This window comes from Paenibacillus sp. URB8-2 (assembly GCF_013393385.1).
Lineage (GTDB): Bacteria > Bacillota > Bacilli > Paenibacillales > Paenibacillaceae > Paenibacillus_AQ.
Genome location: NZ_AP023239.1, coordinates 3,559,017 through 3,572,216, shown reverse-complemented (window position 1 = coordinate 3,572,216; position 13,200 = coordinate 3,559,017). Strand labels below are relative to the sequence as shown.

12 protein-coding genes are annotated in these 13,200 nt (G+C 52.2%); 8 read left to right on the top strand and 4 right to left on the bottom strand.

Annotated features, from left to right (window positions below; genetic code table 11):
- Positions 1 to 87 precede the first annotated feature (87 nt).
- From PUR_RS16430 to PUR_RS16415, 4 genes are all read left to right on the top strand, one after another.
- Positions 88 to 1,599 (top strand): sugar ABC transporter ATP-binding protein, encoded by a 1,512-nt coding sequence (locus PUR_RS16430; RefSeq protein ID WP_179036174.1) that lies wholly within the window; start codon positions 88 to 90, stop codon positions 1,597 to 1,599.
- Between the two features lie 31 nt (positions 1,600 to 1,630).
- Positions 1,631 to 2,638, top strand: coding sequence for a galactose/methyl galactoside ABC transporter permease MglC (mglC, locus tag PUR_RS16425; protein WP_124693662.1), 1,008 nt, complete (start codon positions 1,631 to 1,633; stop codon positions 2,636 to 2,638).
- A gap of 167 nt (positions 2,639 to 2,805) precedes the next feature.
- Positions 2,806 to 4,755, top strand: a complete 1,950-nt coding sequence (locus PUR_RS16420) for a WG repeat-containing protein (RefSeq protein ID WP_179036173.1) — start codon at positions 2,806 to 2,808, stop codon at positions 4,753 to 4,755.
- Between the two features lie 202 nt (positions 4,756 to 4,957).
- On the top strand, positions 4,958 to 5,668 hold the full coding sequence (locus PUR_RS16415) for a CAP domain-containing protein (protein ID WP_179036172.1): 711 nt from the start codon (positions 4,958 to 4,960) through the stop codon (positions 5,666 to 5,668).
- Positions 5,669 to 5,717: 49 nt separating this feature from the next.
- Here PUR_RS16415 and PUR_RS16410 read toward each other — a convergent pair whose 3' ends face one another.
- Genes PUR_RS16410 through PUR_RS16395 form a run of 4 tightly spaced genes read right to left on the bottom strand, consistent with a single transcriptional unit; the run spans position 5,718 to position 8,896 of the window.
- Positions 5,718 to 5,900: a hypothetical protein gene (locus PUR_RS16410; protein WP_179036171.1), complete on the bottom strand. Its 183-nt coding sequence runs from the start codon at positions 5,898 to 5,900 to the stop codon at positions 5,718 to 5,720.
- Positions 5,897 to 7,132 (bottom strand): Ger(x)C family spore germination protein, encoded by a 1,236-nt coding sequence (locus PUR_RS16405; RefSeq protein WP_179036170.1) that lies wholly within the window; start codon positions 7,130 to 7,132, stop codon positions 5,897 to 5,899. Before PUR_RS16405 ends, PUR_RS16410 begins: the two co-directional genes overlap by 4 nt.
- A gap of 20 nt (positions 7,133 to 7,152) precedes the next feature.
- Positions 7,153 to 8,652, bottom strand: a complete 1,500-nt coding sequence (locus PUR_RS16400; protein ID WP_179036169.1) for a spore germination protein — start codon at positions 8,650 to 8,652, stop codon at positions 7,153 to 7,155.
- Between the two features lie 31 nt (positions 8,653 to 8,683).
- Positions 8,684 to 8,896, bottom strand: coding sequence for a hypothetical protein (locus PUR_RS16395; RefSeq protein ID WP_179036168.1), 213 nt, complete (start codon positions 8,894 to 8,896; stop codon positions 8,684 to 8,686).
- Between the two features lie 141 nt (positions 8,897 to 9,037).
- On the opposite strand from PUR_RS16395, the gene PUR_RS16390 reads away from it, so the two are divergent.
- The 4 genes from PUR_RS16390 (at position 9,038) to PUR_RS16375 (ending at position 13,169) form a co-directional block, all read left to right on the top strand.
- Entirely contained in the window at positions 9,038 to 10,138 is a 1,101-nt protein-coding gene (locus PUR_RS16390; RefSeq protein ID WP_179036167.1) for a GerAB/ArcD/ProY family transporter, read from the top strand.
- A gap of 156 nt (positions 10,139 to 10,294) precedes the next feature.
- Positions 10,295 to 11,185, top strand: coding sequence for a GDSL-type esterase/lipase family protein (locus tag PUR_RS16385; protein WP_332107906.1), 891 nt, complete (start codon positions 10,295 to 10,297; stop codon positions 11,183 to 11,185).
- Between the two features lie 18 nt (positions 11,186 to 11,203).
- Positions 11,204 to 12,187 (top strand): ABC transporter ATP-binding protein, encoded by a 984-nt coding sequence (locus PUR_RS16380; RefSeq protein ID WP_179036165.1) that lies wholly within the window; start codon positions 11,204 to 11,206, stop codon positions 12,185 to 12,187.
- Positions 12,180 to 13,169: an ABC transporter permease gene (locus PUR_RS16375; protein ID WP_179037955.1), complete on the top strand. Its 990-nt coding sequence runs from the start codon at positions 12,180 to 12,182 to the stop codon at positions 13,167 to 13,169. The genes PUR_RS16380 and PUR_RS16375 overlap by 8 nt, the downstream gene beginning before the upstream one ends.
- Positions 13,170 to 13,200 lie beyond the last annotated feature (31 nt).

Sequence of the window (13,200 nt, the reverse complement as noted above, 5' to 3'; positions counted from 1 at the left end):
CTCTCTGGTATTCCTTTCGGGTAGGAAACAGGATGGAACCACTGTGCCTCTCATGGAAAAGAAAAAAAGCGTAGGGGGCGTAAGACCATGGCTCAAAGCGAATTTTTGCTGGAGATGAACAATATCACCAAGGAATTTCCGGGCGTCAAGGCTCTGGATGGGGTTACCTTGAAGGTCAGACCTGGCAGCGTTCATGCCTTGATGGGCGAGAACGGGGCTGGCAAATCCACACTGATGAAATGCCTGTTCGGCATTTATTCGCCGGATGGCGGCGAGATTTATCTGAACGGTGAGAAGACGGTCATCCACAATTCGAACGATGCGCTGAACAACGGTATTTCGATGATTCACCAGGAGCTGCACCCGGTGCCGCACCGCAGCGTTATGGAAAATATTTGGCTGGGGCGTTTCCCGACCAAGGGGATCGGACCGCTCCAATTCATTGACCACAAAAAAATGTATGCGGATACAGAGAAACTGTTCAAGGATCTGGACATCGATCTGCACCCGGAAACCTTGGTAGGCAAGCTGTCCGTATCGAAAATCCAATCCATCGAAATCGCGAAAGCCGTCTCTTTCAACTCCCGCGTTATTGTCATGGACGAACCGACGTCTTCCCTGACGAGCGTGGAAGTGCAGCATTTGTTCCGGATTATCCGGGATCTCAGACAAAGAGGCGTTGCCATAATTTATATATCCCACAAAATGGAAGAGATTCTGGAAATCTCCGACGACGTTACGATCATGCGTGACGGCAAAAAAATCGGCACCTGGCCTGCGGCGGAAATGACGACCGATCTGATTATATCCAGAATGGTCGGGCGCGATCTGACCAATCGTTTCCCCGAACGCTACAATGTGCCGGGCGAGGTGTTTCTGAAGGCCGAAGGACTTACTTCCACCGACCCGAGGTCGTTCAAGGAGGTCTCCTTCGAATTGAGACGAGGGGAAATTCTTGGCGTCGGCGGCCTGGTGGGAGCGCAGCGGACCGAGGTAATCGAAGCGCTGTTCGGCCTGCGGGCGCTGAAGTCTGGAACCATCTCCATCGGAGGCAGACCGGTCAAGATCCAATCTCCGCAGGATGCGAAAAAATACGGTCTCGCCCTGCTTACGGAGGAACGGCGCGTTACAGGCATTTTTCCGGTGCTGTCCGTGCATGAGAACGGCGCCATCGCCAATTTGGACCGCTATCAGAAGCCGTACCTGCTGCTGGACGGAAAGAAGAAAAAAGCGGAAGTGGACAAGATGATCGAAAAGCTCCGTACGAAGACTCCGACCACGAGAACGCAGATTATGAATCTGTCGGGGGGCAATCAGCAAAAAGTGCTGCTGGCCAGATGGCTGCTCACCGAGCCGGAAATTCTTCTGCTGGACGAACCGACACGCGGGATCGACGTCGGGGCCAAATTCGAAATTTATACCCTAATTGCCGATCTGGCGAATCAGGGAAAGAGCATCATTATGATTTCCTCCGAAATGCCCGAGCTGCTTGGAATGTCGGACCGCGTCATGGTGATGTCGGAGGGCAGGCTGACAGGCATACTGGACGGCGCCGCCGCAACGGAAACCGAAGTGATGCGCCTGGCCGCCCAGCATTGATTCAGGACCATCTTTAGAGGAGGAAAATCTAATGAACGCCAAAAAAGCACAAAGCTTTATTACTCAAAATGCCATCTATCTCGTACTCGTTGTCCTGATTCTTGGTATCGCCATTTACGAGCCGAGCTTCATGTCGGTCAATACGCTCCGCGATATTCTGATTCAATCGTCCACACGGGTTATTATCGCGCTGGGCGTCGCCTTTATTCTGATAACGGCCGGCACGGACTTGTCCGCAGGCCGGGTTGTGGGCCTGACGGCGGTTATCTCCGCCTCGATGCTGCAAATCCCGGATTATTCGCGCCGTTTCTTTCCGGATCTGCCGCAAATGTGGCTGATCATTCCGATTGTCATCGCCATTCTGGCCGGTCTGCTGTGCGGTCTGATCAACGGCTTGATCGTTTCCAAGCTCAATGTTCCGCCTTTTATCGCGACGCTTGGCACGATGGTTATGGTATACGGCATCAACTCGTTGTACTTTGATATGAAACCAAACCAATCCCAGCCGATCGGCGGCTTGCGCCCCGACTTCACCAATATAGGCTCCGGCTTCATCGGCAAGGGGCAGTATTCCATCCCGTATATCGTCATTATCGCCATTGTCGTAGCGCTCATTGTCTGGGTCGTCTTCAACAAGACGAAGCTCGGTAAAAACATGTACGCCATCGGCGGCAATATGCAGGCGGCCAAAGTGTCCGGCATCAACGTTTCCAAGAACCTGATTTATCTCTACGCCATCGCCGGAGCCCTGTACGGTCTTGCAGGCGTGCTGGAAGCCGCAAGAACGGGCGGAGCGACGAACAACTACGGCAACATGTACGAACTTGACGCCATCGCGGCCTGCGTCGTCGGCGGCGTATCCACCACTGGCGGCATCGGCACGGTGCCGGGCGTACTGGTCGGCGTCGTCATTTTCACCCTGATCAACTATGGTCTTACCTTTATCGGCGTCAGCCCTTACTGGCAGCTCATCATCAAGGGCCTCATCATTGTGGCCGCGGTTGCCTTCGACATGCGGAAATACTCCGCGAAGAAATAAGCGGGCGGTTCATAAATAATAGCCCATTTTCATCAAACTAAGCCGCTTCCCGGACCGTCGGAATTTTTTTCGCCGCCCGATGGCGGCTTTTCGGCTTCGGTCCTCACACAATGGGCGGTTATCCCATATTCTATGGGCAAACGCCTTTATGACAGGGGGAGCGGAGCATGTTGAAAATTGATTTGACCGGCGCGCCAAAGGCCGGGAAGAATGCGGGGATAACGGCGGAAGTCCGGAAATGGGACGGCACGGGGTGGAACGGCCTTATTCCCCAGCCGGAGGCGCGGTTTGCGGAGAACGCATATGCGGTCGTCCCCTCCGAACCTGGCTGGTACCGGATCGATGTCCACACCGACGAAGCGGAGTTAATCAATGACAGCGATTATGAAGACGAATACGGCCTGCGCGCCGCCTCGCTCCATCCGGCGCCTTTCAATTTGAAGGAGGGGAAGCTGTGGGGCTATATCGGCGACAATGGCCGCACGGTCATTGAGCCCCGCTATGACTATGCCGAGGATTTTCAGGATAACGGTCTCGCCGTTGTCCAGCGAAAGGATCTCAGCGGCTTAATCAACGGGGCAGGCAAAGAAGTGCTTAAGCCCGTTTACACGTTTATCGGCTCCTTTGAAGAAGGGCGCGCCGTCGCGAGCGACAGCAAGGGCTATTTTCTGATTGACGAGAAGGGAAAGCCAGTAACGGGACGAAGATACGACTATTTGAACTCCCTTCATGAAGGACGCGCGCTGTTCACGAAGCAGGTAGGAGGCCAAGGTCTCAAATACGGGTATTTGGACCGTAACGGCAGGGAAGCGATCCCCGCAAAGTACGAGGACGCGAATGACTTCAAGGAAGGCAAAGCGCTGGTCAAGCTCCATGCGGGCGAATTTGCGCTGATCGGAAAGAACGGTGAGATCCTGCATACGTACTCCTATCCTTTTGTCGGCAATCCGGGGGAGGGCCTGCTGGCTTATCAGACGGAGGAGAACGGCCGGTACGGATATATCGATGAGGAAGGTAAGACGGTTATTAGCCCGCAGTTTACGTCGGCGATGCCTTTTTCGGAAGGAAGGGCGGTCGTTAATATGGCGGAGAACTATGAGAACGCCTACGGCTTGATCGACAAGAGCGGGAAGTTCGTCATTCAGGCCCAATACGAGTATATCCAGCAGCTTGGGGAGAACCGGGTCGCGCTTGGCACCCCCATCAACCCGGCGGAGACTTACAAGGGGACAGTGTACACCATTGCCGACGCGGCAACCGGCCGGATACTGAACGCCCATCCGCTGCGCGGAGTGAACAATTATAGCGAGGGGCTCGCCTCTGTATACGATGAAAGCGAGACTTATTTTATCGACAGAAGCGGCAACCGGGCCGCGCAGCCGCCGGTCGTCCCGGGCGCGGGGACCCTTTCATTCAGCGGAAGATTGATCCGGGCGGATGTGGATCAGCGTACCGCTTATTATGACCGGAACGGCAGACAGGTCTGGAGACAAAATATACTGATTCCCCTTCGGCATCCCTACGCCGTAGAAGAACGAAAGTTCAAGCCGAATTTCAATTACCTCGTCTATTACCCGTTCGTAAAGGGGATTGCCGATACACGCGTATCCGCACGGGTCAACGACAGGCTGAAAGAGCTTTCGCTTGCGGATGACGGCAGCGCCGGAGACAGCAGTGACTACAGCTACACGGGCGATTTTTCCGTTTCCTTCTTCCGAAAGAATCTGCTGCAGCTTGAACTAAGCGGTTACCGCTATCCTTTTGGGGCTGCGCACGGAATGCCGACCCGTATTTTTACACCCATCGATTTGCGATCCGGGAAATTCTATGAGCTAAAAGATTTATTCAAGCCGGCGATCGACTACACCGATAGGCTCAGCGAAATTGTGGGACGGCAAATCGAGAATGACCCCCAATATTCCTATGTATTCCCCGGCGAGTATAAAGGCATAGCCCCCGACCAGCCGTTCTATGTCGACGGAGAGGCGCTCTACCTCTACTTCGCTCCTTATGAGATCGCGCCATACGCGGCGGGCTTCCCGACCTTCCGAATTCCTTTTGCCGAAATTATGGGCCTGATCAACACCGAGGGCGCATTCTGGCGGTCTTTTCACTAAGCCTGTTGCAGCATGCCGACTAAATAATAACGCTCTTCACTCCGATAAAAGTGCACAAAGGCACTCCCCTATTGGCAGAAATTAACGTCCCAAAAGGGAGAGTAGTATGTTACAATGACCAAGGAACATATTACAACTTTGTAATCTTTGCCGCTGTTTTCTTACATGCAGGCATAGACAACTAGAATAAGGAGATGGCGAAATGAAGAGCAGAACGATAAAAGCATTATTAAGCGGAAGCGTAGCGGCAGTTTTGGCGCTTGGCATATCCTTGCCCTCTCAGGCTGAAGCAGCCTCCGAGCAGGTGACGGTCAAGAACGGAATGAGCTATGAGCAGCTGATACAATATTTGCAGCAATATTATGGTAAATCGATCACCATTGATGTGACTGGCGATCATATTTCCAAGCCGGCCGAATCCAAGCCGGAAGCGACGCCGGCGCCAGAGCCGGCCCCGGCGAAACCGGCGGCCAAACCCGCAGCTCCAGTGGCCAAACCCGCAGCTCCGGCGGCAAAAGCTCCTGAGGTTGCCCAATCTGACAGTTCTTCCTATATCAAAGAGGTAATCGCTCTGGTGAACCAGGAACGCGGTAAAGCGGGACTCGCGCCGCTGTCTGCGCTTGACAGCCTGAACAAGGTCGCGGCGGCCAAAGCAACGGACATGCGGAGCAATAATTATTTCTCGCATACGTCCCCTACGTACGGTTCTCCGTTTGATATGATGTCTTCTTTCGGCGTAACTTACAGCTATGCCGGCGAGAATATTGCGATGGGACAGCGTACACCGGAAGAAGTAATGACTGCCTGGATGAACAGCCCGGGGCACAAAGCCAATATTTTGAGCAAAAATTTCAATTATATCGGCGTGGGCTTTGACAATAACTATTGGACACAGGAATTTATCGGAAAATAAAGGTTTTGTATATTTTCGCCCTCCTGCTTGGCTGCAGGAAGGGCGTTTTTTAGCTTCCCGTCCAAGTCGGAAGATGAAAGTGATAAGCTGCCATAAAGCTGAACAGAAGACCGGCCAGCATGAACGCGCAGTAAACCTTCAGCGCTTTGCGGCTTTCTTGTTTCTTGAACAGGCTCCGCATATCAATGAAAGACAAGACTACATAAACGGCTATCAGTATCAGCAGCTTCATTTATTTTCTTCCTCCTTCTGTTTTAAGGAACTGCCGGTTAGTCCCGTATTTCTCACCGTCATCTTTGAGTGAATAGTGACCGGTATTTCCGTAAAGACCTGATCCCAACGTTCGTTCAGCCCATTTTGCCACTGCCTCGGATATTTCCGGTGGACGGCCGCTCCAAAGCCGATGATGTCCGAGCGATAATCCTTCTGGACTTTTTTTAGTGCTAGACGCAACCTGTTCTCGACATCCTCAGCCAGTAAGTTTTCAATAAGACGAATGGATTTGGGATCCGTTAAATCCAAACTCGAGCTGCTCTCGTAGAGATCGGCCTTCAGATAGGTCTTAACCTCCATTCCTACTTCTCCTTCCTTGAGTGAAGGCTTAAGCTCGGTTTTGCTCGAAATCATTTCCAAGCTGACTTTTCCGCCGCCTTTATCTTTGGGGATCTCCAGAGTATAGGCCGATCCTTTTTTGGTTTTGTTATGAAACCATAGAACTCCTCTAGTCTCTTTTCGGTCTATCCAGCCTACCAGTTTGTCGTCCTTGAATACGGCCAGACCTTTAAGCGCAACGCTGCCCTCGATGGCCGAAGGAGCTTCCCGTTTTGCGGTTTCCTCGCTGCCCTGTACATTTGAAGCTACGATTTCAAATTCGTCCGCAAGCGGCTGAGAATCGTCCGCCAAGAGCATTTCGGCAAAATCTCTCATCTTGGATCCGATGCCGGTGCCTGTTTTCTCCGATTCCCGTATGACCTCGGCAGGTATTTTTTCGAATTTCGGTAGATAATACAGCAGATCCAGTGCCTCGCCCCTGGTAAATATCAAATAACTTTGCATTCGGGATTCCTGGTATCGCACAAAAAAATCAAGCACAGGCGAAAGGCCTTGACGTGCCATGCTCTCTCCGATGCAAATGATTCGGTTGTGGGCGAAGAAGATTTCCCTCTGCAGCTTCTCCTGAAGTTTGCGATAGGCATCCATAATGCTTTCCCCCGATTCGGACACAATCCAGACCGCCTTGGCGGCGATGTCTTTCTCACCGCTCGAACTGGTCCCTCCTTGCCCTGAAGATCCAAGCATCCTGGGAATGGCGAGCTGAAGGGCCAGACGGATTCTGCCGTCTTCCATCTGATCGATTCCGATGCCTGATACAAACGCAACGTCATTCACTTCTTTTCGGCTCCAGCAGCCTGACAGAAGGGGAAGCGCCAGCAGGATAATGAAAAATAGAATTCGTTTCGTCACGGCGATTCGCACCTTTCCTCTTAAGGTTTCGATGGATTTCCCTTCGGCCGATTGCCCAGCCGTCTCTGATTACCCGGAGTGCTTCCCTTTGGCCGGTAGTTCATCCGCCACCAGGGCGCCCGAATCAGCACATCCTTTAAATCGCCAAGACGTAAAGGGGCTATGGGGGATAAGTAAGGTGTACCGAAAGACCGAAGCCTGCACATATGGCTGAGCAGAAATAATACCCCGATTAATACTCCGTAAAATCCAAGAGTGCCTGCCAGAATCATTATTGGAAAACGGAGCAGCCGGATGGTGATCGCATGGCTGTAATTCGGAATAATAAAGGAAGCAATACCGGTTAAGGAGACGACGATAACGAGCGGAGCCGATACGAGTCCGGCTTGAACGGCGGCCTGCCCGATCACCAGACCTCCGACAATGCTGACCGACTGCCCGATCGGTCTCGGCAGCCTGACCCCCGCTTCCCGCAAAGCCTCGAACGATACTTCCATAATGAGCGCTTCGACAAGAGCGGGGAAAGGGACCGTCTCCCGGCCAGCGGCTATACTGTACACGAGGTTTGTGGGGATCATCTCAAGCTCGAAGGTCAGCAGGGCAATATAGACGGACGGCAGAAGCAGGGCAATAACCATACTGAGTAACCGAAGCCAGCGGACGGCGGTCATGAATAAAAATTTCTCGTAATAATCCTCGCTCGCCTGAAGCATCCCGTAAAAGGTCACGGGAACGATAAGGACAAAAGGAGTATTGTCGGTAATAATCGCTACTTTTCCTTCCAATAAACTCCCGGCAACCTTATCCGGCCGTTCCGTAGTCATTACAAGGGGAAACATAGAGTACGGGCTGTCCCCGATCAACTCTTCGATATATCCGCTCTCCAAAATCGCGTCGATATCCACTTTACGGATTCGGTCTCGAACTTCGGCTACTATGGAAGAATCCGCCAAGTTATCGAGGTATGAAATCACGATATCCGTTTTGGACAGCCGGCCGACCTTCATGGATTCCATTTTTAAATGGGGAGTTTTCAGACGTCTGCGAATAAGGCTCGTATTGGTCCGTAAATTTTCCGTAAACCCTTCCCTCGGACCGCGGATTACCGCTTCGGTGGCGGGTTCGCTGACAGCCCTTGAATCCCATTCTCTGGCCCCGATGAACAAAGCCTCAGCCAGGCCGTCAAGCAGCAAAGCCGTATCCCCTGACAGCACATGATCGATCAACCCGGAAATCTCGGTACCGGTGCTAATCTGGGCGGCGGTGATCACCCGTTCGCTTACCAGCGATTCAAGCTGCTTAAGGCTCTGCGGGGATTTGGAGGCGAACGCGATCAGCGGCTGCAGGACGTCCTCATCGATCAATTTCATGTTGATCAGCCCATCCACAAAGATAAGCAGCCCCTTTTGACCGTTTCCGACTTTGAATTCCCTAAAGATGATATCGGAAGAATGGGCAAAGGCCGCTTTCAGTTTCTCTAAATTGCCGTTAAGCTCTGTGCCGATTAGTTGGTTATCCATGTAAGTTTCTCCCGTTGTGGAATGATCCGGTTTATTCCGGCCCAATGAGTAAGGCAAGCGCCCGAATGATCAATACGATAACCAGAAGCGCACTGTATAAGGCTCCCATAAATGCCAGCAGCAGCTCTGCGGGAGTAAAGGGCTCGCTCATAGCGTGAGGCAGCGCGAACAAATAGATAAATAAGCACCAGACCATAAACAAGGGAAATATACCGGCAAAAAAAAGCCGCCGCAGCCATATCATCGTTCCACCTCCATATGAACATCGACCTTCCGGAGTATTATTTGTGAAGAGCAGCAATTTCATTCCAATCCGGGGTTTAAGAATGAAAACGGAGGATTATAATGTTACCATTCTACTTTTTGGAAGAACGGGGATTGACAGATGAAGCGGGAGCAGATCGGAACAAGCCAGCTGTTTATTCTTATGGTCGCCTTTCAAATCGGAAGCAGCCTTATTTTTCCTTTGGGCTCGGAAAGCGGGCAAAATGCTTGGCTGGCCGCATTGCTCGGCATGTTATTCGGAATTCTTGTTGTGTTTGTATTTTTGCGGCTGTTTTCCCACTTTCAAAGGGATTCGCTGATTCAAATCATTCTGGGGCTTCTGGGCAGAGGGTTGGGCGTTCCGCTATGCCTTACCTATATTATTTACTTTACCTACCAGGCTTCAAGAGTGGTCCGGGACTTTAGCGAGCTGCTTGCGGCCACGATTTTGGTTGATACGCCGCAATCTGTAATCATCGTCTGTTTTATCGCGGTCATTATTTACACGCTACGCGGTGGGATCGAAGTGTTCGGGCGAATGGCGGAAATGGTGTTTCCCTTCGTCATGATTGTCATGGGCATCACCTGGTTCACGGTATATGCTTCCGGGGCGTTTAAGATCAGGCACTTGACGCCGATTATGTTTACGGGTTCTGCAAGCATATGGCGGGAGGCCTTCCCCGAACTCACAGTGCTCCCATATGGGGAGCTTATCGTATTTATCATGGTATGGCCGTTCTTGGGCGGCAAAGGAAAGTTGAGCAAGATCAGCCTTGCGGCCGTATTGACGGGGGGACTGCTGCTGACCATCAATATTCTGGCCATGTTGGCCGTATTGGGCCCGGAATTATACGGAATACTGCAGTATCCTCTATTGGCTTCTGTCCGAATGGTTTCGATTGGGGATTTTCTTGAGCGGATTGATGCAGTCGTTATTTTGCTGATGGTAGCAGGCGGATTTTTCAAGATCGGGGTTTATGTTTACGGCGCTGCTCTTGGAACCGCTCATTTATTCAAACTAAAAAGTCCCTGTGATGTGATGGTGCCCCTTGGCGCAATCATTGCGCCGTTCAGTCTAGTTATGGCTGAAAATAGCGGAATCCACAGTAAAATCGGCTTAGGATTCGATGTGAAGTACGTGCATTTGACTCTTCAAATCATCATTCCGTCCTTACTGCTGCTGCTGTCGTTTTTGAAGTTGAAAAAAGAACGGGAACCATGAATCTTTTCGCTTCCCTATTCATACATAAGGATCTTCCAGGCGGAAACTCTGCTGACGGAAGATCCTTTTTCATTTTATTTAGAACATTTGCAAATTGCCGATAGAAGAATTATGTTTAAATACAATACACATTGTCGATCGGACGGAGGTATCGATTTGAACGATTTCAAATGGACTTGGCGGTGGGCAAGCCTTCTATCTATTGCGGCTACCCTTATGCTGCTCACTGGCTTTGTTTATGCCGCCAAAGATATAATGTATCCGCAGGGAGCCGCTCATATCACGGAGACCCCGCTGAGCACGGCAGCTCCCGCTGCCGGAACGGATGTCCTGAAGGTTGCGGCAGTCGGCGACTCACTGGCCAAGGGCACGGGGGACGACACAGGCGAAGGCTTTGTCCGCCGGACCGTAGCGGGCTTGTCCACGGATGGAATGAAAGCCGAACTGATCGGGAACCTCGGCATTAACGGGCTGACGACTACCGGACTGGAGGACAAGCTGAAAGAGGAGGGCGTACAATACGTCCTGCGCCAGGCTAACATCATTCTGGTTTCGATCGGCGGCAACGATTTGTTTGATGGAGCGCAGTCCATGCTGAATGAAGCGTCGGAAAGAACGGTTCCAGAGGGCGGAGCGTCAGATTCAGCAGGTACTCCCGGCGTGAGCGCGGGAGCCTCCAGGGGGACAGATGAATTAAAGAATTTGGACCCTAAACGGCTCCTCGCCGATCTTCCCTCCGTTTCAAAGCGGCTGGAATTTATTCTAGGCGCCATTTCCAAGATTAATCCTTCGGCCAAGATATACTATATCGGCCTTTACAATCCTTTTGGGGATCTGCGGGAAATGCTCATCCCGGGCAATCAGGCCGTTACGGCCTGGAACGATGCGGCAATGGATATCATCAACCGCAATATGGACATGACGCTTGTTCCGACGCTCGATTTGTTTAACGGTCATCTTGACAAATATTTATCCAGCGACCATTTTCATCCGAACGGCGACGGCTACCAGCGGATGGCGGACCGGGTTGTTCAAGCGGTACGGTAGAGGAAAGGAGCGGGGAACTTGCAATCGAACGAAAATGAAGACGGCCTTGGAACCGTCGTTTTATCCGTTAACGGAGTCCGTAAAAAAATAGGCCGCAAATGGATTATCGACAACGTAACCTTTGATGTCAGAAAAGGCGAAATTTTCGGCTTTCTCGGGCCGAACGGGGCGGGAAAGACGACCACTATCCGCATGCTCGTAGATTTAATACGTCCGAGCGAAGGCTCCATCACCGTATGCGGCTATAACGTCAACAAAGCGCCAGAAAAAGCGCTGCAATATGTCGGTTCCATCGTTGAAAATCCCGAGGTCTATACTTATTTGACCGGCTGGGAGAATCTGCAGCATTTCGCCAGGATGCAGCCGGGAGTGGACGAAGCGCGGATCGCCGAGGTTGTCGAAACGGTCCGGCTTGACCAGCGCATCCACGACAAGGTGAGAACCTACTCGCTCGGAATGCGCCAGCGCCTCGGCATTGCCCAGGCGCTGCTCGGACGTCCGCGGCTGCTTATTCTCGACGAGCCGACGAATGGTCTTGATCCCAAAGGGATCAAGGAATTGCGTGAATTCATCCGCAGGCTGGCGGATGAGGGAATGGCGGTGTTCGTCTCCAGCCACCTGCTGAGCGAGATTCAACTGCTGTGCGACCGGGTCGCCATCATCAGCAGGGGACGCGTGCTGGCAGTGGGCGGCGTGAGCGAGCTTGTCGCCCGCAATTCGCCTTATGTGCTGTGGGAGCTGGAGCCATATGAACGCGGCTCCGCCCTGCTTGAATCAAGAGCGGGAATCCGGCTTGCCGATCCCGCCGAGCTAGCGCTGGACGACACGGTGATTGCGAATATGCGAAGCGGCTCCGCCTTGACGATTATGGATGACGATGCCGTTCCCGAAACCGTCGCCGCTCTGGTATCCGCCGGCGTAGAGGTCAGGGCCGTGCATAAAATCAATCCGACACTGGAACAGCTATTCTTGAAACTGACGGAGGGTGAGACCATTGATTAGCCTGCTGCCGCTCATCCGCAACGAGTGTATGAAGATCATCAAAAGGAAGCGCTTTTATGTCATCCTGCTCATTCTGCTTGTGCTCGTTCCGATGTTCACCTATGCCCAGATGCGCTCTGCCGAACGGAACAGGGAGAAGTTCAGCTCCGACTGGCGTCTGGAATTGCAGCAGCAGATTACCGATAATGAAAATTCGCTCAGCAGCAGCCGCATCCCGGAGGAATGGAAGACGTACCGCCGAATTTTTATACAGCAGATGCAGTATTATCTAGACCATGACGTGAATCCGAATGAGCCCAGCGGGGTAACCTTTACCCGCGAGTTCCTGGACAATTCGATCTCTCTGTTCATCCCGCTGCTGATTATGGCGGTGGCTTCGGATATCGTATCCGGAGAACGCACGACGGGAACCATTAAAATGCTGCTGACCCGGCCCGTTAGGCGCTGGAAGGTGCTGATGAGCAAATTGATCGCGCTGCTCATGTTCGTATCGCTGATTATTTTGTCCACCTTTCTGGTAAGCTACCTGATTTCCGGAGTGGCCTTTGGCTACAGCGGCTTCAACGTACCGGTATTTACCGGCTTTCAGCTCAGCGGAGACACGGTTGATATGTCCGCGGTCCACTCGGTGCCGCAGTGGCAATATCTGTTGATGCAGTGCGGATTGATCTGGTTCGTCAGCGTAGTCGTCGCCCTGCTGGCCTTTATGGTTTCGGTACTGTTCCGCAGCACGGCAGCCAGTATCGTCGTGATGATGGCGGCGCTGATTGCCGGCACGATTCTAACCAATATGGCCTCGGCTTGGACTTCAGCCAAGTACCTGTTCATGGTCAATTTGGGCCTGACGAATTACCTTGCGGGAACTCCGGCGCCGATCGCGGGGATGACCCTGCCTTTTTCCTTGGCGGTTTTAGGCGTTTGGGCGGCTGTTTCCGTGATCATTTCATTCACTGTCTTTACGAAAAGGGATATTTTGAATTAGAATGTACAAAGTAACCAAAACGTTTGTTTGC

Coding starts and splice junctions, on each gene's coding strand:
- PUR_RS16430 (WP_179036174.1), top strand. CDS start 88: ATGGCTCAAAGCGAATTTTTGCTGGAGATGAACAATATCACCAAGGAA.
- mglC (WP_124693662.1), top strand. CDS start 1,631: ATGAACGCCAAAAAAGCACAAAGCTTTATTACTCAAAATGCCATCTAT.
- PUR_RS16420 (WP_179036173.1), top strand. CDS start 2,806: ATGTTGAAAATTGATTTGACCGGCGCGCCAAAGGCCGGGAAGAATGCG.
- PUR_RS16415 (WP_179036172.1), top strand. CDS start 4,958: ATGAAGAGCAGAACGATAAAAGCATTATTAAGCGGAAGCGTAGCGGCA.
- PUR_RS16410 (WP_179036171.1), bottom strand. CDS start 5,900: ATGAAGCTGCTGATACTGATAGCCGTTTATGTAGTCTTGTCTTTCATT.
- PUR_RS16400 (WP_179036169.1), bottom strand. CDS start 8,652: ATGGATAACCAACTAATCGGCACAGAGCTTAACGGCAATTTAGAGAAA.
- PUR_RS16395 (WP_179036168.1), bottom strand. CDS start 8,896: ATGATATGGCTGCGGCGGCTTTTTTTTGCCGGTATATTTCCCTTGTTT.
- PUR_RS16390 (WP_179036167.1), top strand. CDS start 9,038: ATGAAGCGGGAGCAGATCGGAACAAGCCAGCTGTTTATTCTTATGGTC.